The sequence below is a fragment of the Rhodococcus sp. JCM 9793 genome, assembly GCF_055380405.1.
In genome coordinates this window covers 2,890,858-2,916,481 of record NZ_AP043721.1, presented here as the reverse complement: position 1 = coordinate 2,916,481, position 25,624 = coordinate 2,890,858, and the positions used below count along the sequence as shown (strand labels likewise).

The following is a 25,624-nucleotide window of genomic DNA, read 5'->3' as shown; positions in this document are numbered from 1 at the left end:
TCGCACGCGGGCGACGTGCCCGCTAGAGTTCCCGCTAGAGTTCCCGCATGGAGAATCTTCGCGATCGCATCATCGATGAACTCGGAGTCCGGCCCACCCTCGACGCGCGGGCCGAAATCGACGCGCGCGTGCGGTTTCTCACGGATTACCTGCGCAGCACCCCAGCAAAGGGCTTCGTGCTCGGAATCAGCGGAGGGCAGGACAGCACCCTGGCGGGTCGCCTCGTGCAGCTCGCGGCGGAGGCACTGCGCGCCGACGGGCACGAGGCCGAGTTCGTCGCCGTCCGTCTCCCCTACGGTGAACAGGCCGACGAACACGATGCGCGGATCGCGCTCGACTTCATCAGGCCCGACCGCGAGTTCCGCGTCAACGTCAAGCCCGGTGCCGACGCGACGGCCACCGAAGCTGCAGAGGGCATCCGAGAACTCCTCGGACCCGAGACGGGACTCCGTGATTTCGTCCGCGGCAACATCAAAGCCCGCGAGCGGATGATGCTGCAATACGCCATCGCGGGCCAGCTCGGCTACCTGGTGGTCGGCACAGATCACGCGGCAGAAGCCGTCACCGGCTTCTTCACCAAGTTCGGGGACGGCGGCGTCGACATCACCCCGCTCACCGGTCTGACAAAGCGACAGGGCGCGGCGCTCCTACGCGAACTGGGTGCGCCGGACACGACGTGGAAGAAGATTCCGACCGCAGACCTCGAGGACGATCGGCCGGCCCTGCCCGACGAGGTCGCACTCGGCATGACCTACGCCGAGATCGACGACTACCTCGAGGGCAAGGACATCACCCCGGAGGTGGCAGAGAAGGTCGAGCGCGTATTCCTCGCGACGAGGCACAAGCGGACCGTGCCGGTCACTCCGTACGACACCTGGTGGCGCTGAGCGCTACCCGCCGGCGAAGGGCGGCAAGACGTCCACCTTCGCCCCCGCCGGGTAGGTCAGATCGCGGGTGAGTTCGCCACCCCCCGCTCCCGGTTCGACGAGGTACGCGGCGACCGACAGGACCCGCTCCATGTCGGCGCCGTGCCGCTCGATCAGAGCCGCGCGCAGTGCTGCCAGGTCGGAGCCGACAGCGAGGTCGACCGTCTCCTTCTCACGTCCCGCGGCGTCGGCTGCTGCCGCGAAGTACCGCACCTCGATCCCGGTCACCTGATCAACCACCGATAGCTCCCATACTGCGTTCCGGCGGCACGAAATCCGCCGCATCGATGCCGTGTCCGGCCCACTTGTTCCACATCGCACCGCGCCACAACGCGGCAAGCTCCTCATCGGTCGCACCACCGCGCACCGCCGCCCGCAGATCGGTCTCCCGATCGCTGAACAGGCACGACCGGACGGTGCCCTCCGCGGTCAGGCGGGTGCGGTCGCAGTCCGAACAGAACGACCGGGTGACCGAGGCGATGATCCCCACGGTCGCGGGACCCCCGTCGACGGACCACCGCTCCGCCGGCGCCGACGGATCCTCCCGGGGCGCTTCGGTGAGCGTGAACCGGGCACCGAGCACCTCGAGCAGACGCTGGGCGGTGACCATGTTCGCGCGGGCCCACTCACCGTCGGCGTCGAGGGGCATCTCTTCGATGAACCGCAGTTCGACGCCTTCGTCGAGGCACCACTGCAGCAGGTCGGCGGCACCGTCGAGGGTTTCGGGCATGAGCACGGCGTTGACCTTGACCCGGGTGAATCCGACGGTCTTGGCGGCGCGGATGCCGGCGAGGACCGAGTCGAGGCGGTCGCGGCGGGTCAGCCGGGCGAAGTGGTCGCGGTCGACGGTGTCGAGGGAGATGTTGATTCGTGTCAGTCCGGCGTCGCGGAGGCCGTGGGCGCGGTGGGCGAGTCCGACGGCGTTGCTGGTCAGCGCCAAGGGTACGTCGGGTGCGATGCGGTGGCAGCCCGCGATGATGTCTTCGAGGTCGCGGCGCATCAGGGGTTCGCCGCCGGTGAACCGCACTTCCTGTACGCCGAGCCTGCCGGTGGCGACTCCGACCAGCCGCACGATTTCTGCGGTGGTGAGCAGTTGCTCGCGGGGGATGGCGGGCAGGCCTTCTTCGGGCATGCAATAGGTGCAGCGCAGTGAGCATTTCTCGGTGATGGAGACGCGCAGGTCCCGGGCGACGCGCCCGAACCGGTCGAGCAGGTCGGGCACATCGGGACGATCCGACACGTCGTCCGTCTCCGCGCGCACGGACGGCATTCCCACATCCACTGCTGTCACAGAATCACCGCCCTCATGTCGCCAGTATGCCTATCGAACGCGCCCGGCGATACGAATGCCCCAGAAGGGCACCGGTACGGTAGTCGCCATGACAGGCGGCAGGCGGTCCGTGGAGGAACATGCACAGCACGTAGCGAAGCTTCTCGAGCCGCTACGGTCGATACCTTCTGTCCGGGTACCGCTCGCACGCGCGCTGGACCGAACACTTGCCGAGCCGGTCCACGCACCGATTTCACTCCCTCCGTTCCGTAACTCCCAGATGGACGGTTACGCCGTCGATGCCGCGTCGGTGGCCACGGTGCCTGCGACCCTGCCCGTGCATGCTGTGATCGCCGCCGGCGACGCCGTCTCCACCCTGACCGCGGGTGCCGCTCTCAAGATCATGACCGGGGCCCCGATCCCCGACGGCGCGGATGCGGTCGTTCCGGTCGAGGACACAGAGACCGACGAGGCCGCGAGTACCGTCATCGTGCATCGCACGACCACATCCGGCACGTATGTGCGCGAAGCAGGCAGCGATGTGCACGCCGGCGAGCTTCTGCTCACCGCAGGCACCGTCCTGGCGGCCCGGCACATCTCGGTCCTCGCCGCGGTGGGCCTGACCGACGTTCTCGTTCGCGGCCGGCCCCGCGTCGCGGTGATCTCCACCGGAAGTGAGCTCGTCACCCCCGGCGAAGAACTCGGGCCCGGGAAGATCTACAACTCGAACGGTCCCGCTCTTGCGGCCAGCGCCGCTGCGAACGGCGCCGAGGTCGCCTCGATCGCGCACTGCGAGGACGATCCCGAGCAGTTCGCGGACATGATCGCCCACGCCGTGGCCGTCGCCGATGTCGTCTTCACATCCGGTGGTGTCTCGAAGGGCGACTTCGAGGTCGTCAAGGACAGCCTCGAACCCCGCGGCGGCACGTTCGTGTCGGTGGCGATGCAACCCGGCGGACCGCAGGGCACCGCCGTCGTCGACGGCGTGCCGATCCTGACCTTCCCGGGCAACCCTGTGAGCGCACTCGTCTCGTTCGAGGTGTTCGCCCGTCCGCTGCTTCGCGAGATCGCGGGCCTTCCGGTAATCGCCTCGGGCACACGACCGCTGACGACCGGGCTCGAGTCCATCCCGGGCCGTCGTCAGTTCCTGAGGGCCCGTCTCGACGGCGACGGTGTGCTACCGCTTCCCGGGCACGGATCCCATCTCGTCGCGGGCCTGGCCACCGCCGATGCGCTCCTCGACATCGACCCCGACATCACCACCCTCGAATCCGGAGATCTCGTGAAAGTACTTCCACTGTGAGCGAATTGAGCCACCTCGACGATCAGGGCCGCGCTCGCATGGTCGATGTCTCGGCGAAGAGCGACACCCATCGAGTCGCCGTCGCCGCAGGTGAACTGGCGACCACCGCCGAGGTGATCGCACTCGTCCGCGCCGACGACATGCCGAAGGCAGACGTGCTGGCCACCGCCCGCATCGCGGGAATCGGTGCCGCCAAGCGCACATGGGAACTCATCCCACTGTGCCACCAACTTGCCCTGTCGACGGTGAAGGTCACCTTCGGTTTCACCGACACCACGATCACGATCGAGGCCGTCGCGAAGACCACCGGCCCCACCGGGGTCGAGATGGAAGCACTCACCGCGGTGGCCGTCGCCGGACTCACCCTGCACGACATGGTCAAGGCCGTCGATCCCGCGGCGGTACTCAACGGTGTACGGCTGGTGTCGAAGGAAGGCGGCAAGCGGGGGCGGTGGTTCCGTGACGACGCACCCGAGCAATCCGATGCGTCTGTAGCCGAACCGGCGGCGGCACGATCCGCCGTCGTCGTGGTGTCCTCCACCGGCGTGGCCGCAGGTACCCGCGACGACAAGACCGGCCCGACGATCGAGAAGTGGCTCACTGAGCGGGAGTTCACCGTACGGGGACCGCTGATCTACGCCGATGCGCAGATCGCCTCGGGCCTGGCCGACGCCCTCACCGGCGGCCCCTCCCTGATCATCACCACCGGCGGCACCGGAGCGTCCCCCACCGACTCCACGCCCGAAGCCACACTCGCGGTCCTCGACCGCGAGCTGCCCGGTGTCGCCGACTCCATCCGACGGCGCGGCCTCGACGTCACACCGCACGCCGTGCTCTCCCGCGGAGTCGCCGGCCTCGCCGGATCCACCGTCGTGGTGAACCTGCCCGGGTCGCCGGGCGGAGTCAAGGACGGGCTCGCCGCACTCGACCCCATCCTCGATCATCTGTTGGCGCAAGTATCCGGAGGCGGAGCCCATGAGTGACCTGTTGGCAAGAATTTCGTCGGAGCCGTTGGATCCTGCCGCGGTGGACGCCGCAGTCGCCGGGCCCGAGCACGGCGCGGTGGTGGTGTTCACCGGCGCGGTGCGCAACCACGACGGCGGCCAGGCAGTGACGGCGCTCGAGTACAAGTCGCACCCGGACGCCGAGTCGTTCCTGCGGCGCGTCTGCGAGGAGGTGGCCACGGAATCCGGTCTTCCGGTCGCGGCGGTCCACCGGGTGGGCGAACTCACCATCGGCGATCTCGCGATCGTCGCGGCGGTCGCCGCACCGCACCGAGCGGAGGCGTTCGCGACGTGTGCCGAACTCGTCGAACGCATCAAACATGAAGTGCCCATTTGGAAACGGCAGCAGTTCGCCGACGGCATCTCCGAGTGGGTCGGGGTCTGCTGACCCTCCCTCCCCTTCCGAGCGAAGGGCACCGTCGCCGCCTCGGACGCGGCGACGGTGCCCTTCGCTCACATGCGGGGACGCTGGTTCGGCGACGCGTGGGGTAAGCTGGTCCAGTTCGGGTGTCACGACGACACCCACCGTCGTGGGATACCGGCGGCCCGGGATCGTGCCCGGCCCGCAAGCAAGAACAAGCATCGGCTTTCCTCGCGGCGATCACACCGCACCATCTCGGGATCCCTCCCGTGTGCGTGCACACACGCCGCAGTGAAAGGCAGCGCTGTTCTATGACCACATCCTTTTCCGATCTCGGGGTTCCCCGTCCTCTCGTCGCCGCACTGAGCGACTCGGGCATCACCAGCCCGTTCCCCATCCAGGAAGACACCCTTCCCGACTCCCTCGCAGGTCGCGACGTCCTCGGCCGCGGCCGGACCGGTAGCGGCAAGACCCTCGCGTTCTCCATTCCGCTCACCGCTCGCCTCTCCGGAGGTTCGACGCGGGCTGCCGGGCGTCCCCGTGGCCTCGTGCTCGCTCCCACCCGCGAACTCGCAACCCAGATCGCCGCTGTGGTCGAGCCCCTCGCTCACACCTCGGGTCTGCGGGTCACTACCATCTTCGGTGGCGTGTCCCAGAACCGTCAGGTCGAGGCCCTGCGACGCGGCGTCGACATCGTCATCGCCTGCCCGGGCCGCCTCGAAGACCTGATGCGTCAGGGCTTCGTCAACCTCGATTCAGTCGAGCTCACCGTGCTCGACGAGGCCGATCACATGGCCGACCTCGGATTCCTCCCCGGCGTCACCCGCATCCTCAATGCGACTGCCAAGGGCGGACAGCGGCTGCTGTTCTCGGCGACGCTGGACAACGGTGTCGACAAGCTCGTCAAGAAGTTCTTGACCAACCCGATTCTCCACTCGGTCGACGAGGCCAATTCTCCCGTCGCCGCGATGACCCACCACGTGTTCGACGTCGCCGGTGTCGACGCGAAGAAGGACCTCGTCCGCGCCCTCGCTTCGGGTACGGGGCGTCGAATCCTGTTCATGCGCACCAAGCATCAGGCCCGCAAGCTCGCCAAGCAGCTCACCGATTCCGGGATCCCTGCGGTGGATCTGCACGGCAACCTTTCGCAGAACGCACGCGATCGGAACCTCGCGGCATTCTCGTCCGGCGAGGCACGCGTGCTTGTCGCAACCGATGTCGCGGCCCGCGGTGTGCACGTCGACGACGTGCAGCTGGTCGTGCACGTGGATCCGCCCGCCGAGCACAAGGCCTACCTGCACCGGTCCGGACGGACGGCGCGCGCGGGCAGCGCCGGCGATGTAGTGACCCTCGTTCTCCCGGAGCAGCGCAAGGACCTCGCGGCGATCATGCGCAAGGCATCGATCAACGTCACTCCGCTGAAGTCCACCGCCAGCTCCGAGCATGTCCTCGCGCTCGTCGGCGAGATCGCACCGCACGTGCCGCCGGTTCCGAAGCAGGCTGCATCGACCGGGACGAACCGGCCGGCGCGTTCCAATGGTGCACGCCGCACCGGCGGATCCCGCCAGGGCACCGGTGTGCGCAGCGAAAGCGGAGCACGCCAAGGCGGTTCGGGCAGGCAGGGCTCGGGTGCGCGCACCGGTTCCGCCGCACGCCAGGGCAGCACGGGTGGTCGTCGTACCACTGCCGGTCAGGGCGCTGCAGGCGGCGGCCAGCGTCGGGCACCGCGCCGCAGCTCCGCTGCGCGTTAGACACCGCAGCTCCGCTGCACGTCAGACACCGCAGCTCCGCTGCACGTTGGTCAGGCACCCACGTAGGAGAGTTCTTCAGCGTGGCGTGAACCGGTGGACGGCGTACATCGCGTCCGCCGACACCGGTTCACCCGCCACGCACCGATCCAGCTGCTCGCGCACGGCGTCCGAATCCAGATCGGCGCCGATGACGACGAGCCGGGTGGTACCCGGAGCGTCGTCGCCGCGACCGGGTGGTTCGAATCGGATGTGATCGCCGACCGTCTGCAACAGATATCTCGTCGAGCGCAGTCCCGCGGCGACTGTCACATAGCCCTTGATCCGGAAGACTCCTGCGGGCTGATTCTCCAGAAGATCCACGAGCGCGCGCGGATGCAGTGGTGCGTCGCTTTCGAACGTGATCGAGTCGTACCCGTCATGCAGGTGCCGATGGTCGTGCTCGTCGTGGTCGCGCAGCAGGTCGTCGAGGGTCAGCTGTTCGCCCGGCTGCGGCTCGGCGCGCTCGGGGAAATCGAACAGCAGACCTGGGTCGACCCGACCGTGATCGGTCGAGACCACCGCCGCGCGTGCATTGAGTCCGCACAGGCGACCGAGCAGGTCGTCGTGGGTGTCGGTGTCGACGCGATCGGTCTTGTTGAGCAGAATCAGATCGGCCATCGCGACGTGCTGGTCGAGTTCGGGATGCCGCTCCCGCGTCGTGTCGTACTCGTATGCGTCGACGACGAGCACCAGTCCGCCGTAGGTGATGTGCTCGTTCTCCGAGCTCACGACGAGCCGGATCATGTTGCGCGGTTCGGCCAGCCCGCTCGCTTCGACGACGATGACGTCGAGTTCGGATTTCGAGTGCGCGAGTTTGTCGAGCATCGCGTCCATGTCGCTGACGTCGACCGCGCAGCACAGGCATCCGTTGCTGAGGGACACCATGGAGTCGACCTGGCCCGCGACCATCATCGAGTCGATGTTGACCGAACCGAAGTCGTTGACTATCACCCCGATACGAGCGCCACGTGTGTTGCGCAACAGGTGGTTGAGCAACGTGGTCTTTCCCGACCCGAGGAAGCCGGCAACAACGACGACCGGAATCTTCCGTTTCGCCACATGCTCCTCCTCGACGGTCGTTCACCTGGGCAACCCATGCTAGGACGTGCTCGCAGCGGCCGTGGCACCCGCCCTCGACGCACCGGTGCGCGGTTCCGGTAGCGGGTGCTACCGGAACCGTGCACCGGGGTGTCAGCTACCTCTCTTGATCCACTCCTCGAGATGCGGCGATTCGGTACCGAGGGTGGTGCCGTCGCCGTGCCCGGTGTGCACGGTCGTCTCCGCCGGCAGGACGAACAGTTTGTCGCGGATCGACCCGATGATCGTCGGGAAGTCCGAGAACGAGCGTCCGGTCGCGCCGGGCCCACCCGAGAACAGGGTGTCGCCGGTGAACAGCTCCCCGGCCTCCGGCACGTACAGGCAGGTCGAGCCCGGCGAATGGCCGGGCGTCGCGATCGCCTGGATGTCCGTACCTGCAACCTTGATTCGGTCGCCGTCCTCGAGCGTGCCGTGCGCGACCCCCGGGTGAGTGGCTTCCCACAGCATGTTGTCGGCCGGGTTCAGCAGGATCGGCGCGTCGAGCTTCTCGGACAGCTCGGGCGCCACCGTGATGTGGTCGTTGTGCGCGTGCGTGCACACGATCGCCACGACCCGGCGGTTGCCGACGGCGTCGATGATCGGCTGCGCGGTGTGCGCGGCGTCGATCACCACTACCTCGTCGTCGTTGCCGACGAGCCAGATGTTGTTGTCGACGTCCCATTCGCCGCCGTCGAGCGCGAACACACCCGACGTGACGACCCGATCGACCCTGATGGGGCTCGTGGCGCTCACAACACCACCACCGAACGCAGAACTTCACCGCGGTGCATCGTGTCGAACGCCTTCTCGACGTCGTCGATGCCGATGCGCTCGGTGACGAACTTCTCGAGCGGAAGACGACCCTGCTGGTAGAGATCGACGTAGGTCGGGAAGTCGCGCTCGGGCAGGCAGTCGCCGTACCAGGAACTCTTGAGCGACCCGCCGTGCGAGAAGAAGTCGATCAGCGGCAGTTCGAGGGTCATGTCGGGGGTCGGCACACCGACGAGGACAACCGTACCTGCGAGGTCGCGGGCGTAGAACGCCTGTTTGTAGGTTTCGGGGCGGCCGACCGCGTCGATGACGACATCGGCGCCGAAGCCGCCGGTGATCTCCTGGATTCGCTCTACCGGGTCGACACTGGTCGAGTTGATCACGTGGGTGGCACCGAGGTCGGTGGCCCACGCGAGCTTCTTGTCGTCGCGGTCGACGGCGATGATCGTGCCGGCACCCGCGAGCCGTGCACCCATGATCGCGGCGTCGCCGACACCGCCGCAGCCGATCACTGCGACGGACTGGCCGCGCGTGATTCCGCCGGTGTTCACTGCGGCACCCAGTCCGGCCATCACACCGCAGCCGAGCAGTCCCACGACCGCGGGATCGGCGGTCGGGTCCACCTTGGTGCACTGACCCGCGTGGACCAGCGTCTTGTCGGCGAACGCGCCGATGCCCAGCGCGGGCGACAGTTCGGTGCCGTCCTCGAGGGTCATCTTCTGGGTGGCGTTGAACGTCGAGAAACAATACTGCGGTTGGCCACGCTTGCAGGCGCGACACTGACCGCACACCGCGCGCCAGTTCAGGACGACGAAGTCGCCCACATTCACCGAGTCGACACCCGCGCCGACGGATTCGACGACGCCGGCCGCTTCGTGACCGAGCAGGAACGGGAACTCGTCGTTGATCCCGCCCTCGCGGTAGTGCAGGTCGGTGTGGCACACGCCGCACGCGGCGATCGCGACGACGACCTCACCCGGTCCCGGATCCGGAATGACGATGGGCACGACCTCGACGGGAGCACCCTTCGCGCGTGCAACAACTCCCCGGACTGTCTGCGACATGGTGATGTCTCCTTCGTGACTGTGGCGGAACCCTGATCGGTCTCCCCCACGACCCTATCCACCGCCGCGACTCTCCGAACCTGTTCGAAGTACTGGACCGACCTGTCCGAACGACCAGCCCGACGACCGGCGCCCGATCACCGGCCGAAACCTTCGACGACGTCATACACCCCGAATGTTCTGCCCACCATTTTCTGCGAACAATCATCGATATGTAACGCGGCAGTAAGTTCCTGCGACGTGTGTGGTGACCCGCTCGTAATTCCCGCCCGGATTTTCCGAATGGTGTGAACGGAATGGTAATTGCCCATGGCAACTCATAACTCGTCGTCCCGACGCCGGATCCTCGCCGGCGTACTGGCTCCTGTCACGCTCGGCGTCGCGGCCATCGTCGCGGTCGCTGTGGCCCAGCCGACCGTGCCTACCACTGCCGATCCGGCACTCGTCGCGTCGACGCAGGACTGCTACGACATGGTGACCATCTCACTCGGTGGCAGAGGCGACGCGCCGCGCGACCAGAGCAAGATGCTGGTCACGCCGGACGGAACCGTACTGCCGGCAGCGCTGTCGGACGACTACCACAGCCACTGGGTCGACCCGGTCGTCAACGCACCGCGGAACACTGTGGGCGACGAGTCCTACGCGGCGGTCTACGTCGACTACCCGGCACACATGGACTCCTACGAGGAAGCCGTCAACGGCGGCGTCGAGAACACCAAGACGATCATCCAGGCCATTCAGGTCTCGTGCCCCGACACGAAGTTCGCCATCGTCGGCTACAGCCAGGGCGCGGACGTCGCTCGGCGGGCCGCTCAGGAGATCGGCAACCAGAAACCGAACGACGACGGCTCGTACGACATCATCGATCCCGATTCCGTGGTCGGCGTCGTGATCCTCGCCGACGCCGGCCGCGGCGCGGGTGAGGGACCATTCCCGGGTGCTGAGAACGAGTACGGCAATCCGGACGGATTCGACCAGGTGTATCAGGACGGGAAGGACAGCGCCTCCGGAAGCGGTGCGCTGCCCGACACCGGCGGCGGTTTCGGTGCACTCGACGGAAAGGTCGCGTCGTTCTGCTCCGAAGGCGACCTGACGTGCTCGGCGCCCGAGAACATCGCGCTCCTGCAGCTTGCGATCAACGTCGGACGTCAGCTCAACATCGATGCCATGCAGCGTGACGGCCTCACACCGGAAACCGGTATGAACGTTGCCCAGGTGCTCAGCGGGGTGGCCCTCGCGGCCCTCGCGGACATCTCGTCGAACGACGAGTGGATGCGATCGGACGAGACGTTCCTCGACGTGCTGATCAAGGTGTCGGATCCGGCGTACGTTCCGAACGACCCTGCGGTGAAGAATGTTTCAGCAGGCGACACCGAGGAGCCCATCCCGGCCGACCGTCTCGCGAACCTGGCATACCTGCCGGAGAAGCTGTTCAAGGAGGTGGTCGGTTTCATCGAGGACAACCAGAACACTCTCCAGGTGGCGCTGAGCGATCCGTATCAGCAGACCCTCGGTCCCGACACCGGGCACCATTTCGACTACTGGCGCGACAACGGTGAAGGCAAGCCGTTGACCTCCGCCGAGTACGCGGCTGCATGGCTGACCCACCTCGCCGAGCAGGCGAAGAACGGTGAGCCCGTGAAGACCGACGTCGACCCGAACACCGCGAAGCTCGGTATCGCACACGACGAGGTTCTCGCGGCCGAGACCACGACGACCACGGCCACCACATCGTCGACCGAGGTTCCCGCGACAGGCGCCACCGAAGGCACCATCTCGACCGAGGGCACCGCACCGTTGCCGGAAGCCGGGGTCCCCGCGCCGGTCCAGGGCACAGTGCCTGTCGACGGCACAGCACCGGTGGATCCGCTCGCCGTGCCTGCTCCCGGTGCGACCGCACCGGCGGAGGGACTCGACATCCCGGCACCCGAGCTGACCCCGGCGCCCACGACGACGCCCGCTCCGCCGGCCGGCGACGGCAGCGTGACCTCGCCCGAGCAGCAGGTCTCGGGCTCCACTACGACGACGACCAAGGCGCCGAAGCCGACGACCACCACGGCTCCGCAGCAACCCGCAGCGGCCTGAGCTGCGATCCGAAGAAAGCGCCGAGTGACGAACTCGACGTCAGCCCGCGGCTTTGACACCGGCCTCCGCACCGAGTGCCGCTGCCTCGCCGCGGGTACTGACGTCGAGTTTTCTCATGAGGCTCGCGACGTGGAACTTGATCGTGGATTCGCTGACCCCCAAGCGTTCTGCAATCACCCGATTACGCCGTCCCGCGACGAGGTGTTCGAGTACCTCGATCTCGCGAGCGCCGAGACCGGCCAGGGCATCGGCCGCAGCGCCGCCGGTGGCGAGGACCGGAAGGTCCAGTGGCAGTGTCGCGCTCACGCGGCACCCCCATCCGTCCGTCGATTCGGATTCGATGGTGCCGCCCATGGTTTCGACCCGGTCGCGTAGCTGACGTTCGAGTTCGGCCGCGTCGACCTCCCCTCTCCCGTCGTCACGTATATCGACGCCGAGTTGCGCACCGTCGCAGCTCCACGCGACCCGGATACGCGTGACCTCGCTCTGCGCCGACATCGCCAGGACTGCTCCGCGGGCCAGCGCGCGGGCGGCGTGCGCGACCTCGCCGGGCAGCGCTCGTCCGTGGAGAGGTGGGGCCACCATCTCCAATTCGAGGTCGCGGTGGCGGACGAGAGAGCGCACTTCGCCGTGCATCCGGGCGAACGCTGTCGTGACCGCCTCTTCGGCCAGCTCCCGGTGCGCGTCGACCGCCGAGCGCAGTGCGATCAACGCCCCTGTCGCGGTCTCGCGTGCCGTGGTGCGGGCACGGGCGTCGTCGAGATCGTTCGAACGCAAGGTCGCCAGGATCGTTTCCAAGGTGACCGCATGCGCTTCCGTGAGTTCGGCGACGGTACGTGCACGCTCCGCGGACGCTGCCCTCGATTCCGCAAGGTACGCGGGGCTCGCGCTGTGCACCTGAAGCTGGATGCCGGTCGCGACGATCGTGAACAGCGACCGCACGAGCTCGAGAGACGCGGCGGAGGCTCGCGCCCCGCGTGGTACCAGAACGAGAAGTGTGTCGGTGCGATCCAGCATCACGCACACGTCCCGGTCTCGCCCCGCAACCCGTGCGGGACCGCGCCGGATCTCTCCTGCCGTCAGTTCGATGCGAATACGGTCGAGCTCCGCAATCGTGACCCGATCGACGATTGTGGGATCGCCCGCCACCTTGCGCGGCCGCCCGGTGCATTCCCGTGTGAACACGACGAGTGCGCTGTGCGGAACGAGGGCATCGATCAATACCGAGAAGCGCTGACCGATCTCGGTCAACGGACCCACCAGCACGTCCCTCGTGTCGGTGATCAGGATGTCGGGACGAGGCGGTGCAGTACTCACGGACCCACGATATCGGCCGGTATCATCCCATTCATCCCCTGTCGCGGTAGGAGGTGTTCGGGTATGGGCGCCGGAATCGCTCCGAGCACCGACGGCGAGCCCGGCACCGTGCCGCACCTGCTCCTCGACCGAGTGCGTCGCACTCCCGACGCAGAGGCCTACACGTACCCGGATCACGACGGATGGCACCCCGTCACATGGTCGGAGGTATACGCCGCCGTCATGCCGCTGGCAGCGGGGTTGATCGCCCGCGGTGTCGTCACCGGAGCACGGGTCGCGATGTGCGCCGCCACGAGCTACCGCGCGATCCTTGCCGATCTCGCTATCGCGTGCGCCGGGGCTGTCACGGTCCCGATCTATCCGGCCACCCGGGACGACGAGGCCCGCACACAGATCCACCGAGCCGGGGTTGTGCTCACGATCGCCGACCGGCCGGTTCTCAGCAGTCCCGTTCAACGACTCGATCGGCTCGACGATCTCGCCGCGGAAGGCCGAGCCCTGCTGGCGTCGGACCCCGAAGCGGTGTCACGCCGGATCGAGGCCCAGACCGCGGACGATCCGGCGTGGCTGATCTATACGGCGTGCGACGACGGTCGGACGAAGGGAGCGTGTCTGACCCACCGCGCCGCGACCTACGGCGCGGCCGCGGTGGCACAGACCGGCATCGTCTCCCCCGCCGATCGCCAGCTACTGTGGCTCCCCCTCGCGCACGTGTTCGGTCGTGCATTGCTGCTACTGGGGATCCACGTCGGCTTCCCCACCGCAGTGGACGGCCGCGCAGACCGCGTGACCGACAATCTGCGGGCCACCCGGCCGACGTTTCTCGGATCGGTTCCGCACGTACTCACCAAGGTCTGCGCCCTCGACGACAAGGATCTGGGTCGACTGCGTTTCGTGATCTCGGGTTCTGCACGGTTGAGCAGCGACGTGATCGAGATCTTCGATCGCCGCGGGGTGCCTGTCCTCGAGTGCTACGGGATCACCGAGACCGCCGGACCCGCATGCGCGAACCTTCCTGGGATGCGGCGCGTGGGTACCGTCGGTGTTCCCTTGCCCGGAACACGGATCGGCATCAGTGAAGCCGGAGAACTGCTCATTCGAAGCCCGGGGGTCATGATCGGATACGACCACGACCCGGCGGAGACCGCCGCGGCGATCGACACCGAAGGCTGGTTTCACACAGGCGATCTCGCGCGCGTCGATGCGGACGGGTTCGTCACGGTCACCGGACGTAGAAAGGAAGTCTTCAAGACCAGCACCGGAAAGTACGTGTGCCCGGGTGCGATCTCCCAACGATTTCGCGCACTACGGCCGGGTATCGAACTCGTCGTCGATGGCGAATTACGCCCGTACTGTGTGGGACTCGTGTTCACCGCACTCTCAGATCCCGCGGTGGATGCCGTCCTCGGCCGACTGAATTCGACCCTGAACCACTGGGAAAAGGTCCGTCGGTTCGCGGTGATCCGCACACCGTTGGATGCGCAGGACCGGGACGAGGCCGGGAGGCCGATCCGCGACCGGGTGCTCGCACGGTACGCCGCGGTCGTCTCCGGTCTGTACGAGCGCGGTCAGTTCCGGAATTCCGGTTGATCGAGCAGGCGTAGCCAGCTGCCGTCCGGTTGTCGCCGCACCACCTGGGCTCGCGCCCCTGCACCGTCGCCGGGAGGCGTGCTCGTGAGCGCAATATCGTCGCTGACCAGTGTCGGAAGTGGCTCTTCAGGTTCGAATCGTGGCCGGTTCGCGAGGACCGCAGCCCACAGGTCCCGGATTGCAGCTCGCCCGACGGTCGTCTGTCCTGGCGGATACGCCATCACTGCGTTCTCGTCGTAGAGCGCTGCCACGCCGTCCGCGTCGCCCGCGTTCGACCGCTCGACGAAGAAACGGGTGAGGTCCTCCGGGCGGTAAGCCTTCTCGTAGTGCATCTCGTGTGTCATACCTCCAGCGTCGAGCACACCAATCGAGAAGTCCAACAGATTGTTCTTATCAGAACTAGAATCTCTGGTTATGGAACTGAGGCAGCTCGAGTACTTCGTCGCGGTCGCGGAGGAACGCAACTTCACCCGCGCCGCCGAGCGGGTGCACATCAGCCAGTCCGGCGTGAGCGCGCAGATCCGGCAGCTCGAAGGCGAACTGGGCGCCCCGCTGTTCGAGCGTTCCGCGCGTACCGCCACCCTCACTACGGCAGGCAAGGCCGCGCTCGAACATGCCAGGGCAGCACTGAATTCCGCGAAGTCGGTAAGGACTGCGGTCGATGAGGTCTCGACGGTGATCCGAGGCGAGCTGGCTGTCGGAATGGTCACCGCGTGCACGGTGACGCCCCTGTTCGACGCACTGTCGCTGTTCCACCGCGCCCATCCCCGCGTCGAGATCGCCCTGCTGGAGGACTCGTCCGATCGCCTCGTCGAGCGAGTGCGGTCACGCGAGATGGATGTTGCGCTCGTCGGCACGGCGTACGGCCCTCCCGACGACCTCGAGTCGATCCTCCTGGTCCAAGACCGGCTCGTCGCGGTAGTACCCGACGAGCATCCGCTGGCGCGGCGGCCGGGCATCGGGCTCGCCGAGGCCACGTCCCACCCGCTGGTGTGCCTGCCCATCGGTACCGGCATCCGATCGGTCCTCGATATTTCATGCCGCGCTCGCGGCATCGACCCGGCGATGGCGATACAGGCGAGTGCGCCCGATGCGGTCGTCGATCTCGCCGCCCGGGGGCTCGGCGTGGCAATCCTGAGCGAATCGATGGTGTCGCCGCGCGCGGGACTCTCGATCGCGGCGATCGACGACGTCGACATCCCAGCGACGTTGTCGCTGATCTGGTCGGTTCCGCCGACTCCGGCGCTGGGTGTCCTGCTCACCCATCTACGGCACGCCTTCGGTAGTCCGACGGCCGGACACCGGCAATTCGCGTGAACGCGTCGCTGAAGGAGAACGCGTCGGCGTAGCCGACCTCACGGGCGATTCCTGCGATCGTGGAGTCGCTGCAGCGCAACCGATCTTCAGCGAGGGCAATGCGACGCTGTGTGAGATACCGGATCGGAGATTCGCCGACCAGTTCGGTGAAGCGGCGTGCGAACCACGCGCGGGACACACCCGCTTCGGCAGCGAGATCCGCGACCGTCCACGGGTGGGCAAGATGCTCATGGATCAGCGTCAACGCCCGTCCGACGATCGGGTCTGCCTGCGCCCGCCGCCACCCTGGCACCGGTCCGCCCGCCCGGGCACACCAGGTTCGCAATACGACAGTGAGCGTCAGATCGAGCAGCCGGTCGAGCACCAGTTGCTGGCCCGCCACATCCCGAACGACCTCGTCCGAGAGTCGACTCACCACCCAATCCGGGACCTCGGCGGTGGGCACCACCAGCACGTCCGGGAGAGCCGCGAGCAACCTGTCGTCGACGTCCCGTGCGACCTGGTAGGTGCCGTAGACGACGATCGTCGCATCCGCGTCCGGTGTCGCCGATGCCGTTCGCCGGCCGGTCTGCAACTCGTCGGTGACATCGACACCGTCGGGTGTGGTGTAGCGGTCGCCGGGCAGCGCGACGAGTTGCGGAGCGATCCCCGGCTCATCGGCCACCGTGTACGGCGACCGCTCGCTGACGATCGCGACGTCGCCGGGCCCGACTCTTACCGGCTCGGCGTCGTCGATGAGCACCCACATGTGACCTTCGATCACCGCGACGAGCATCAGCGGCGCGCCGTCGGCGATGCGGATCGACCAGCCACGGTCCATCCCGGCCCGATAGAGCACCGCACCGCGGGCCCGGACCCCGTCGAGGAGATCGGTCAGAAGGTCGATGTGACCAGCGTAGACGCCGAGCCTGTCGACTCGTGGACGCGCGCATATCGGTACGAGAGTCGCAGGTATGGATCGCTGGCGGTAGGCGACGTTGACTGGTCATGCAAACGACCTACCACCGGACCGGGGAGATCCTATGACCACCATCGTGATGACGGGCGGTAGTGCGGGATTCGGAGCGGTCGCGGTCGATCAGCTGTCCCGCGAACCGGACGTGCATCTGCTCATCGGCGCACGCACGGCATCGCCGGACTTCATTCCGGTGGATCTCGCGTGCCTCGACTCGGTCCGAGCATTCGCCGAGGCGATTCAACGGCGCATCGGTGACACCGGTATCGACGTACTCGCACTCAACGCCGGGTCGATACTCCCGTCCGACGCTATGCGCACCGTCGACGACATAGAAACGACCTTCGCCGTCAACCATCTCGCGCACTATCTGCTGGTGCGCCTGTTGATGCCTTCATTGGTAGAGGAAGCCCGCATCGTGATCACCACGAGTGGAACACACGACCCGGCCGTCCGCACCGGGTTGGAGGCGCCGCGGCACGCCGACGCCGACCTGCTCGCGCACCCGGACCGAGACCCCGCGCGACACCCGGCACCGCAACGGGCCGGACAGCATGCCTACAGCGCGTCGAAGCTGTGCAATGTACTCACCGTCCGATCGCTGCGCGTACATCCCGACCTCCGCGCCCGGCATGTCACGGCGCTGGCGTACGACCCCGGGCAGGTCTTCGGCACCGGGTTGGTTCGAAGCCTTCCCCTGCCACGACGTATCGCATGGTCGGTGTTCGGGACGGTCCTCGGCGCTCCACTCCGGTGGTTCGACCGCACGATGAACACACGCGTCGCGGCGGGAACAGCCCTGGCATCGCTGGTCTCCGGCGGCACGACTCCTCCACCCGGCCGCTGTTACGCGGCGCTGCGCAACGGGCGTCTGACGTTCCCGGATCCATCCACACTCGCGCGCAGGGACGACGTGGCAGCCGCGTTGTGGAATGACACTGCGCAGATGGTGGGGTTGTCCGTCGCTCGGAATGCCGGCGACGTCAACAGCCGATAGCCCCTGTCGACGGAGCGCCGACCAGAACATCCAGAACAAAAAAGACCGGGACAGACGATGTCTGACCCGGTCTTTTCGGTGGAGCTAAGGGGACTCGAACCCCTGACCCCCACACTGCCAGTGTGGTGCGCTACCAGCTGCGCCATAGCCCCATATTTCATTATCTCTGCGTCCGGGGGAACCCCTCGCGCTGAAAGAAAAACTACACCATCGATCTCTGAGCCAACAAATCGACTGGTCAGAGCGGTGACGAGCAGCAGTGCACGTCACCGCCCAGCCGGTCAGCCTGCGAGCTCGGACACCCAGTTGTCGTTGCCGAGAGCATCGATGACGGTTCCGTTCTGGATGACGGCCGGAGTGCCTGCTGCACCCGTCGTGGCGAGCAGCTGCCGGCCCGCCTCCGCGGACTCCGCAGCCTGCTCGACGCGAGCCCCGTCGGCGATGCACGACACCGCGGCGTCGGATGCTCCGGCATCCCGGGCCATCTGCGCGAGCTGCTCGTTGCTGTGATCGCTGTTGCCGCCTTCGGCCGGCTGATTGTCGGGTGAAAAGAGCGAGGCGTGGAAGGTCGAGAACGCGATCGCATCACCCGTCTCGGCGACACACTGGTTCGCCGCGACGGCGCGGGTCGAGTAGTCGCCGCTGCTCGACAATCGGTCGAGGAACGAGAGGATGTGGTAGCGCACTGCCACGGTCCCTTCGTCGATCGCCTGCGCCAGCTCTTGACCGTGCTTGTGTTCGAGTTCGGCACAGTACGGGCACATCGGATCTTCGAAGACGTCGATGGTGCTGGCAGCGTCCGGCAAGCCGAGCAGGATCGTGCCGTCGTCGTCGAGGGCGACTTCGACGGCAGCGTTACTGACACTGCCGTATCCGTCGTTGCGAGAATCGGTGCTTCCCGACTGCCACAACACTCCGCCGATGACGAGCACCGCAATGATCGCGACCGCGATCCCACCGAGGATGTAGGTGGATGTGTTCGACGTCGGCTCCGGCGAGTATTTGACCGGCTTGACCTTCTTCGCACTCACGAATGCTGTCCTTCGTTCATCGGTGAATTGTCCGGCTTCACTCTGCCACCGCGGTCTGAGTTCGTCCTGAGAGCGGCTCGGGATCGCGGACCGAGCGCAAGGGGTGTGCGCGGAAACACAGCCAGCCACACCGACAGCGCGAGGAAGCCGACGTCACGGGCGATCTCGCCGGCGTAGTCGCCACCGTCGATTCCTTCCGCCACACCGCCGCCCCCGAAGCAACCGCAGTCGATGGACAGTCCCCGGCTCCAGGCCGACACGATCGCGCCGATGAGCACCACCAGCGTCACTCCGGACAGCACTGCAGCGGGTCGCACGGCAAGCCCCACCAGCAGCAGCAACCCGAGGACGAGTTCGACCATCGGAAGCGCCGCGGCCACGGGTCTCACCAGGTCGGCAGGAACAAGCTGATACGCACGCACCGCGACGACGGTCTGGGTCGGATCGGAGAATTTGATCCATCCGGAGATCAGCCAGAGCGCGGCAAGACCGATCCGCGCGGCTGCGGAGACGATGCGAATCCACACGCGGTCGACACTACAGACGAACCGGTCAGCGATCCGTATCTCCGGTCACAGGCGCTTCGGTGACCGGCTCGGTAGCCGGCAGATCCCGACGCGGAGCCCGTGCCAGGGCCCACGGAATCACCGCCGCCAGCATGATCGCTCCGGTCACGCCGAACGCCACCGAATAGGACCAGCGCTCGGCAATCATGCCCGCAACGATCGGTCCGACCACTGCCCCGACGTCCGCGGTCATCTGGAATGTGGCGAGCACCGGACCCCCACGCGCTTTGCTGCCCACCACATCGGCCAGCGCGGCCTGCTGCGACGGGTTGATCAGACCGGACCCCATTCCGGCCACGGCAGACGTGATCAGGAACACCGTGAGATCGGAGGACAAGCCCATCACGACGGTGCTCACACCGCAGACGACAAGCCCGGCGAGGACGAACGGGCGCCGTCCATATCTGTCGGACCACGTACCGGACTTGATCAGCACGAGCGCGTTACCCACCGCGAACGCGGTCAGCGCGACACCCGCGATTCCTTCGCTCTGGTTCAGGGCTTCGACGACGAACAGCGGGACCATCGCAACGCGAACACCGAACACCACCCAGCCGTTGGCGAAGTTGGAGATGAGCGCCGCGCGATAGGTCGACGACCGGAGCGCAGTGCGGAGTCGCATCGCCGGAGCGCCGTCGCCCGTGGCCGGTTGCGCCAAGTGCGACTTGCGCAGGCTGACCCCGACCACGGAGGCCGCCACGAGCAGCGCGACCGCATAGATGAGGAACGGCGCACGCAGGCCGAGCCCGACGAGAGCTCCGCCGAGCAGCGGCCCTGTGATGTTGCCGAGCAGGAAACTCGTCGCATACAGCGCCGACACGCGGCCTCGCGCATCGGGCGGCGCGATGCGCACGAGCAGCCCCAGCGCAGCCACGGTGAACATCGTCGAGCCGATGCCACCGAGTCCCCGGAAGACCAGGAGCTGCCAATAGGTCTGTGCAAAGGCGACCGCGCCCGTCGACACGGCGACGATGAGCACCCCGGTGATGTAGATCGGCCGCTCGCCCAGTTTCTGGACGAGTAGTCCGCTGGCCGGAGCGAAGGCGAGTCGCATGAACGCGAAAGCCGAGATGACGACCGTGGCTGCGGTGATACCCACGTCGAAGCTCCGCGCGAACTGAGGCAACGCGGGAGCGACAAGACCGAAGCCGAGGGCGATGACGAAGCTCGCCGCGACGAGTACCCAGATTTCCCGCGGCAGAGCCACGTCACGTGTACGCATGATTCGGCAATGTTAGCGATGCACACGACCGGTCTCGGTTCGAGCCCGATATGCACCGCGCCGTCAGCCCAACACCGACGACACCAGTTCGCGCGCCGCGTCCTGCACCTGCGCGAGGTGCTCGGGGCCGTTGAACGATTCTGCGTAGATCTTGTACACGTCTTCGGTGCCGGACGGGCGCGCTGCGAACCACGCGTTCTCGGTCGTCACCTTCAGCCCACCGATCGCCGCGCCGTTGCCGGGTGCCTCGGTGAGCGTCGCGGTGATCTTCTCGCCCGCGAGGTCGGTGGCGGTCACCTGCTCGGGCGAGAGCTTCGCGAGGATCGCCTTCTGTTCTCGCGTGGCGGGTGCATCGACCCGCGCGTAGGCCGGATCGCCGTACCGGCCGACGAGGTCGGTATAGCGCTGCGAGGGCGTCGCACCGGTCACGGCGGTGATCTCGGCGGCCAGCAACGCGAGCACGATGCCGTCCTTGTCCGTGGACCACACCGACCCGTCGTGACGCAGGAACGAAGCCCCCGCGCTCTCTTCTCCCCCGAATCCGAGGCTGCCGTCGAGCAGGCCCGGCACGAACCATTTGAAGCCCACCGGCACTTCGAGCAGGTCGCGTCCCAGTCCCGCTGCGACGCGATCGATCATCGACGAACTCACGAGTGTCTTGCCGACTTGGCTACCTTCGGACCAGCCCGGCCTGTTCTGGAAGAGATAGTCGATGGCCACCGCGAGATAGTGATTGGGGTTGAGCAGGCCGCCGTCGGGGGTGACGATGCCGTGTCGGTCGGAGTCGGCGTCGTTGCCGGTCGCGAGGTCGTACTTCCCGCGGGCACCGATGAGTGACGCCATGGCATTCGGCGAGGAACAGTCCATCCGGATCTTGCCGTCGGTGTCGAGCGTCATGAATCGCCAGGTGGCATCGACGAGTGGGTTGACGACGGTGAGGTCGAGGCGGTGCCGATCGGCGATCTCGCCCCAGTAGTCGACGGACGCGCCGCCGAGCGGATCAGCACCGATGCGCAGGCCGGCAGACCGGATCGCGTCGAAATCCACGATGTTCGGGAGGTCGTCGATGTAGATGCCGAGGAAGTCGTAGCGACCGGCCGCTGCCAGCGCGTCGACCGCCGATTCGCGCTTGACGCCCGCGAGACCCGCGGCGAGGAGTTCGTTGGCGCGGTCCGCGATGACAGAGGTCGCGGCGGTGTCGGCAGGTCCGCCGTGCGGTGGGTTGTATTTGAAACCCCCGTCGCGGGGCGGATTGTGGGACGGCGTCACGACGATGCCGTCTGCGGACGCGCCGCCGCCGGCATTGTGGCGCAGGATCGCATGGCTGATCGCGGGGGTCGGTGTGTACCGATCGCGCGAATCGATGACCACCGCGACATCGTTGGCGATCAGGACCTCGAGCGCTGTCGTCCACGCGGGCTCCGACAGGGCGTGTGTGTCGCGGCCGAGGAACAGCGGACCGATCGTGCCCTGTGCTGCGCGATATTCGACGATGGCCTGCGTGGTGGCGAGGATGTGCTGCTCGTTGAAGGCCGCGTCGAGACTGGATCCGCGGTGGCCGGAAGTCCCGAACGCGACCTGCTGAAGCGGGTTCGCAGGATCCGGCCGGACCGTGTAGTAGGAAGTCACCAGATGCGCAAGATCCACCAGGTCCTCGGGCGCCGCCAGCTGTCCCGCTCGTTCATGCGCCATGGGTCCTCCTCGTCGAACGCGTGTGGTGACCATCTTGCCCCGTGACGGGCCGCACCCGCGCGAGATAGTTGAACGCCCGAACCGGACACCATCCCGATGTGGTCGAACATTCAATGAAACCCGTTGAGTCGGTTGATGAAACCCATCGAATCGGTTGTCGGATCAATTCTGTACTGTCGACCGTCGATACGAATCAGAGCAGATGAGTCGGGGGGCTTATGCCGAGGTACGACACGCACAGAACCAAGGTGATGGCGACGCTGGCCGCCGGCCTCATCAGTCTCGCCATCGCAGTGTCACCAGCACATGCCCAGGAGAACATCGACTCGGGACCGCAATACACCCCGACGATGCTCATCCTCGACGCATCCGGATCCATGGACCGACCCGATCCCGCAGGGACCATGATGGACGCCGCCAAGAATGCCGTCCACACGTTCGTCGACACCGCACCGACCGAATCGAAAGTCGGGCTGACCGTCTACGGAACCGGCACAGGCAACGACGACGCGGAGAAAGAAGCGGGCTGCCGCGATGTGCAGGTGCTGCACAAACCCGGCACCCTCGACCGGAACGCACTCAACAGCGCCGTCGACGGCATCACAGCGAGCGGCTGGACACCGATGGGACCCGCCCTTCGTCAGGCTGCCGCCGAACTCCCCGACACCGGACCACGCTCGATCGTTCTCGTCTCCGACGGTGAAGACACCTGCGCACCTCCCGACGCCTGCGAGGTCGCCAGGGAACTCGAGACCCAAGGTATCGATCTCGTGCTGCACACGATCGGGTTCGCGGTCGACGATGCGGCCCGCACCCAATTGACCTGTATGGCAGAGGTAACCGGTGGCACATACACCGATGCCGCCGACGGCGCAGCACTCGAACGAACCCTGCCGCAGGTCACCTCCGCTGCACTGCGCAACTACGACTCCGCAGGCGCCCCGATCACCGGCACACCCGCCTACGACAACACCCCCGTCGCCGAGCCGGGTCAGTACCTGGACACGATCGGCCAGAAGGAAACTCGCTACTACGCCGTCGATGTCCCCGACGGGGCCACGGCTTACTTCAGCGGCACCATCTCGTTCCCTCGCCTGCCCGACATCGAAACCACCGAGGACACGAATGTCCTCAGTTCGAGGGTGTACGGCAGGGACGGTCGAGACTGCAACGAGTTCGTATTCGAGCAAGTGGTCAATTCGAGTGACGGTGCGGCACTGACAGTGGCCGAGGCGTTCACGGGCGCCACCGAGAAGCGCGCCGAGGACGGCAGCAGTGCCGACAAGTGTCGCGGTGGGGGGCGCTACTACTTCACCCTGGAATGGAGCACCGTTTCCGCCGGCGTGCCGGAGCGACTGCCGATCGAGGTGCTCGTCGGAATCGAACCTGCTGTCATCGATCCCGGGCCGAGTTCCTCCGCGTCGCCGATCGCCTTCGTCGAGCCGGACGACGCCGGCACCGCGGTCGTCGGTGGTGGCTCCTTCAACGCCGCCACCGAGTTGGGTGGCAGCGGCCGGTACACCGACACCGTCCGACCCGGCGAATTCGTGTTCTATCGAGTCCCATTGGACTGGGGTCAAGGACTTGCGTATCGCGTGCACTTCGATGCGAACGGCACGCGCGGAGTCGAGAACGTCTCGAATATCACGACCACCTTGTACGCACCGACCCGCGAGGAGATCGTCGGCGACTTCACCTCGTATACAGGTACCGACAACGTGCTGCCCTCGAACGAGCCTGCACTCGCGACAGCACCGATCCGCTACGACAACCGCAACTCCGACGAGCTCGATATTCGCAAGGAAGCGCTCACCGGCTGGTACTACATCGCGGTCAAGGTGGGATCGACCCGAGAAGGGGGCGAGAATCGTCCGGTGCCGATCCGACTCGACCTGACCGTCAGCGGGAACACCGAGCAGGTTCCCTCCTACTCGGCTCCGATGGCCGACGGCATCTTCGGCGAGAACTCGGTCGCGAACGCGTCCTCCGGTGATGGCCGGGCGAAGGTCGACGGTAACGACGGAGAAGCAACCGCATCCGACACCACTGCCGAAGATCCGGCAACGACCATCGGGGTCTCCCCTATCGGTATCGCTGTCGCAGCCGGTGTGGTCGTACTCGTCGCCGTCGCAAGTGGGTTCGCCGTCCGCGCGCGCCGCAAGTAACACCGACCTCGAACATGACGAAGGCCCCGGAGCGATCACCATCGGTGATTCGGTCCGGGGCCTTCGTCCGTGTTGGTGGAGCTGCCGGGAATCGAACCCGGGTCCTCCGCCGCCTCGCCAAGGCTTCTCCGTGTGCAGTCCGCTATGTCTCTGCTTGGATCTCCCGGTCTCGCGAACAAGCCGTGATGACGATCCCAGTCACTGTTTGATGTCCCATCCGACTCCGTGACCGAGCCGGTAGGTGAAGCCCTCTAGCTGATGCCAGTACCCGACCCGAGGGCGAGATCGGACTGACAGACACGCTTCGCTACTTAGGCAGCGAGAGCGTAGTCGCGCTGATTGGAATCGGCGCTTAATTGGTTGCAGCGACGCTTACGGTGGTCTCTTGCCTGCACCGACACGCTTCCCTTGACTCAACGTACGCAGTCGAAACCGTTCAGCCCCGTACGCGCCTGCGACGTTCGCAGGACTACCTACATTAACGCCACACGCACCCGATGTCATTCCCTTTTCCGGCAATGTCCGGATGACGCCGCTCACACCATCCGATGGTTCGTCCGGTCGCGCAGGTGGCGGCGGTGTTCATCACGACGGAGGCGAGCAGGACTGCGGTCAACGCATTCCCTTCACACGCCTTCCGAGCTCGCGGGTCACTTCACGTTCGGCGGTGCGGCGGGCGAGATCCTGCCGCTTGTCGTAGTCCTGCTTACCCCTCGCCAGCGCCAGTTCGACCTTGACCTTGCCGTCGGAGAAGTACATCGACAGCGGGACCAGCGTCTGGTTTCCCTCGCGGGTCTTGCCGACCAGCGAGTCGATTTCGCGCCGGTGCAGCAGCAACTTGCGGGTTCGACGCGGTGCATGGTTGGTCCAGGTACCGTGCCCGTACTCCGGGATGTGCAACCCGCGCAGCCACACCTCGCCGTCGTCGACCGTCGCAAAGGCGTCGACGAGCGACGCCTTCCCTTCCCGCAGGGCCTTCACCTCGGTACCGACAAGCGCGATACCCGCCTCGTACGTGTCGAGGATGGCGTAATTGTGTCGCGCCTTACGGTTCGTGGCGATGACCTTCCGGCCCTTTTCCTTCACGTGCAGGCCTTTCAGATCCACGATCGGTCGAACAG

23 protein-coding genes, 1 tRNA gene and 1 other RNA gene are annotated in these 25,624 nt (G+C 66.6%); 10 read left to right on the top strand and 15 right to left on the bottom strand.

Annotation, left to right across the window (positions count from 1 at the left end; genetic code table 11):
* Positions 1-47 precede the first annotated feature (47 nt).
* On the top strand, positions 48-887 hold the full coding sequence (gene nadE / locus ACZ46K_RS15545; protein WP_054810626.1) for an ammonia-dependent NAD(+) synthetase: 840 nt from the start codon (positions 48-50) through the stop codon (positions 885-887).
* A 3-nt stretch (positions 888-890) separates the two neighbouring features.
* Here the strand turns inward: nadE and ACZ46K_RS15540 are convergent, their stop codons facing one another.
* Both ACZ46K_RS15540 and moaA read right to left on the bottom strand, forming a co-directional pair.
* Positions 891-1,211: a MoaD/ThiS family protein gene (locus tag ACZ46K_RS15540; RefSeq protein ID WP_464749143.1), complete on the bottom strand. Its 321-nt coding sequence runs from the start codon at positions 1,209-1,211 to the stop codon at positions 891-893.
* Entirely contained in the window at positions 1,159-2,217 is a 1,059-nt protein-coding gene (moaA, locus tag ACZ46K_RS15535; protein ID WP_464749141.1) for a GTP 3',8-cyclase MoaA, read from the bottom strand. Before moaA ends, ACZ46K_RS15540 begins: the two co-directional genes overlap by 53 nt.
* Before the next feature lie 88 nt (positions 2,218-2,305).
* On the opposite strand from moaA, the gene ACZ46K_RS15530 reads away from it, so the two are divergent.
* From ACZ46K_RS15530 to ACZ46K_RS15515, 4 genes are all read left to right on the top strand, one after another.
* Positions 2,306-3,499 carry a molybdopterin molybdotransferase MoeA gene (locus tag ACZ46K_RS15530; protein WP_464749139.1) on the top strand — a complete coding sequence of 398 codons (1,194 nt, stop codon included), beginning with the start codon at positions 2,306-2,308 and terminating at the stop codon, positions 3,497-3,499.
* On the top strand, positions 3,496-4,482 hold the full coding sequence (moaCB, locus tag ACZ46K_RS15525; protein WP_464749137.1) for a bifunctional molybdenum cofactor biosynthesis protein MoaC/MoaB: 987 nt from the start codon (positions 3,496-3,498) through the stop codon (positions 4,480-4,482). Before ACZ46K_RS15530 ends, moaCB begins: the two co-directional genes overlap by 4 nt.
* On the top strand, positions 4,475-4,891 hold the full coding sequence (locus ACZ46K_RS15520; protein WP_464749135.1) for a molybdenum cofactor biosynthesis protein MoaE: 417 nt from the start codon (positions 4,475-4,477) through the stop codon (positions 4,889-4,891). The genes moaCB and ACZ46K_RS15520 overlap by 8 nt, the downstream gene beginning before the upstream one ends.
* A 284-nt stretch (positions 4,892-5,175) precedes the next feature.
* A complete protein-coding gene (locus ACZ46K_RS15515; RefSeq protein WP_464749133.1) occupies positions 5,176-6,615 on the top strand; it encodes a DEAD/DEAH box helicase in 1,440 nt (479 codons plus the stop codon).
* Between the two features lie 75 nt (positions 6,616-6,690).
* On the opposite strand, the gene ACZ46K_RS15510 is transcribed toward ACZ46K_RS15515, so the two are convergent.
* The 3 genes from ACZ46K_RS15510 to ACZ46K_RS15500 all read right to left on the bottom strand — a co-directional run bounded on the left by ACZ46K_RS15510 (position 6,691) and on the right by ACZ46K_RS15500 (position 9,566).
* A complete protein-coding gene (locus ACZ46K_RS15510; RefSeq protein WP_464749131.1) occupies positions 6,691-7,713 on the bottom strand; it encodes a CobW family GTP-binding protein in 1,023 nt (340 codons plus the stop codon).
* 132 nt (positions 7,714-7,845) lie between these two features.
* Positions 7,846-8,484, bottom strand: coding sequence for an MBL fold metallo-hydrolase (locus tag ACZ46K_RS15505; RefSeq protein WP_464749129.1), 639 nt, complete (start codon positions 8,482-8,484; stop codon positions 7,846-7,848).
* Complete coding sequence (locus ACZ46K_RS15500) at positions 8,481-9,566, bottom strand: S-(hydroxymethyl)mycothiol dehydrogenase (protein WP_054807493.1); 1,086 nt, start codon at positions 9,564-9,566, stop codon at positions 8,481-8,483. Before ACZ46K_RS15500 ends, ACZ46K_RS15505 begins: the two co-directional genes overlap by 4 nt.
* Before the next feature lie 309 nt (positions 9,567-9,875).
* Between ACZ46K_RS15500 and ACZ46K_RS15495 the strand changes: the two genes are divergently transcribed.
* Positions 9,876-11,651, top strand: a complete 1,776-nt coding sequence (locus ACZ46K_RS15495; RefSeq protein WP_464749126.1) for a cutinase family protein — start codon at positions 9,876-9,878, stop codon at positions 11,649-11,651.
* A gap of 39 nt (positions 11,652-11,690) precedes the next feature.
* On the opposite strand, the gene ACZ46K_RS15490 is transcribed toward ACZ46K_RS15495, so the two are convergent.
* Positions 11,691-12,968, bottom strand: coding sequence for a helix-turn-helix transcriptional regulator (locus ACZ46K_RS15490; RefSeq protein ID WP_464749123.1), 1,278 nt, complete (start codon positions 12,966-12,968; stop codon positions 11,691-11,693).
* Between the two features lie 63 nt (positions 12,969-13,031).
* Here ACZ46K_RS15490 and ACZ46K_RS15485 point away from each other — a divergent pair, with 63 nt between their 5' ends.
* Positions 13,032-14,558 carry an AMP-dependent synthetase/ligase gene (locus ACZ46K_RS15485; protein ID WP_054807364.1) on the top strand — a complete coding sequence of 509 codons (1,527 nt, stop codon included), beginning with the start codon at positions 13,032-13,034 and terminating at the stop codon, positions 14,556-14,558.
* Here ACZ46K_RS15485 and ACZ46K_RS15480 read toward each other — a convergent pair.
* Positions 14,537-14,902 (bottom strand): YybH family protein, encoded by a 366-nt coding sequence (locus tag ACZ46K_RS15480; RefSeq protein WP_464749121.1) that lies wholly within the window; start codon positions 14,900-14,902, stop codon positions 14,537-14,539. The two genes, ACZ46K_RS15485 and ACZ46K_RS15480, sit on opposite strands and share 22 nt — an antisense overlap.
* Before the next feature lie 70 nt (positions 14,903-14,972).
* Between ACZ46K_RS15480 and ACZ46K_RS15475 the strand changes: the two genes are divergently transcribed.
* Positions 14,973-15,875, top strand: a complete 903-nt coding sequence (locus ACZ46K_RS15475; protein ID WP_054807363.1) for a LysR family transcriptional regulator — start codon at positions 14,973-14,975, stop codon at positions 15,873-15,875.
* Here the strand turns inward: ACZ46K_RS15475 and ACZ46K_RS15470 are convergent.
* On the bottom strand, positions 15,817-16,752 hold the full coding sequence (locus ACZ46K_RS15470; RefSeq protein WP_464749332.1) for a cupin domain-containing protein: 936 nt from the start codon (positions 16,750-16,752) through the stop codon (positions 15,817-15,819). The genes ACZ46K_RS15475 and ACZ46K_RS15470 overlap by 59 nt on opposite strands.
* Before the next feature lie 145 nt (positions 16,753-16,897).
* Between ACZ46K_RS15470 and ACZ46K_RS15465 the strand changes: the two genes are divergently transcribed.
* Positions 16,898-17,827 (top strand): SDR family NAD(P)-dependent oxidoreductase, encoded by a 930-nt coding sequence (locus ACZ46K_RS15465; protein ID WP_464749119.1) that lies wholly within the window; start codon positions 16,898-16,900, stop codon positions 17,825-17,827.
* A gap of 79 nt (positions 17,828-17,906) precedes the next feature.
* Here ACZ46K_RS15465 and ACZ46K_RS15460 read toward each other — a convergent pair.
* The 5 genes from ACZ46K_RS15460 to pgm all read right to left on the bottom strand — a co-directional run bounded on the left by ACZ46K_RS15460 (position 17,907) and on the right by pgm (position 22,338).
* Positions 17,907-17,979: transfer RNA gene (locus ACZ46K_RS15460), tRNA-Ala, on the bottom strand.
* A 129-nt stretch (positions 17,980-18,108) separates the two neighbouring features.
* Entirely contained in the window at positions 18,109-18,858 is a 750-nt protein-coding gene (locus tag ACZ46K_RS15455) for a DsbA family protein (RefSeq protein WP_054806421.1), read from the bottom strand.
* Complete coding sequence (locus ACZ46K_RS15450; protein WP_054806422.1) at positions 18,855-19,385, bottom strand: MauE/DoxX family redox-associated membrane protein; 531 nt, start codon at positions 19,383-19,385, stop codon at positions 18,855-18,857. Before ACZ46K_RS15450 ends, ACZ46K_RS15455 begins: the two co-directional genes overlap by 4 nt.
* Positions 19,386-19,410: 25 nt before the next feature.
* A complete protein-coding gene (locus tag ACZ46K_RS15445) occupies positions 19,411-20,646 on the bottom strand; it encodes an MFS transporter (RefSeq protein WP_464749116.1) in 1,236 nt (411 codons plus the stop codon).
* Between the two features lie 63 nt (positions 20,647-20,709).
* Positions 20,710-22,338 carry a phosphoglucomutase (alpha-D-glucose-1,6-bisphosphate-dependent) gene (gene pgm, locus ACZ46K_RS15440; protein WP_464749114.1) on the bottom strand — a complete coding sequence of 543 codons (1,629 nt, stop codon included), beginning with the start codon at positions 22,336-22,338 and terminating at the stop codon, positions 20,710-20,712.
* 251 nt (positions 22,339-22,589) lie between these two features.
* On the opposite strand from pgm, the gene ACZ46K_RS15435 reads away from it, so the two are divergent.
* Positions 22,590-24,503: a vWA domain-containing protein gene (locus ACZ46K_RS15435; RefSeq protein WP_464749112.1), complete on the top strand. Its 1,914-nt coding sequence runs from the start codon at positions 22,590-22,592 to the stop codon at positions 24,501-24,503.
* 73 nt (positions 24,504-24,576) lie between these two features.
* Here ACZ46K_RS15435 and ssrA read toward each other — a convergent pair.
* Positions 24,577-24,947: a transfer-messenger RNA gene (gene ssrA / locus ACZ46K_RS15430) on the bottom strand.
* Between the two features lie 168 nt (positions 24,948-25,115).
* Positions 25,116-25,589, bottom strand: coding sequence for an SsrA-binding protein SmpB (gene smpB / locus ACZ46K_RS15425; protein ID WP_054806431.1), 474 nt, complete (start codon positions 25,587-25,589; stop codon positions 25,116-25,118).
* Between the last annotated feature and the right edge of the window lie 35 nt (positions 25,590-25,624).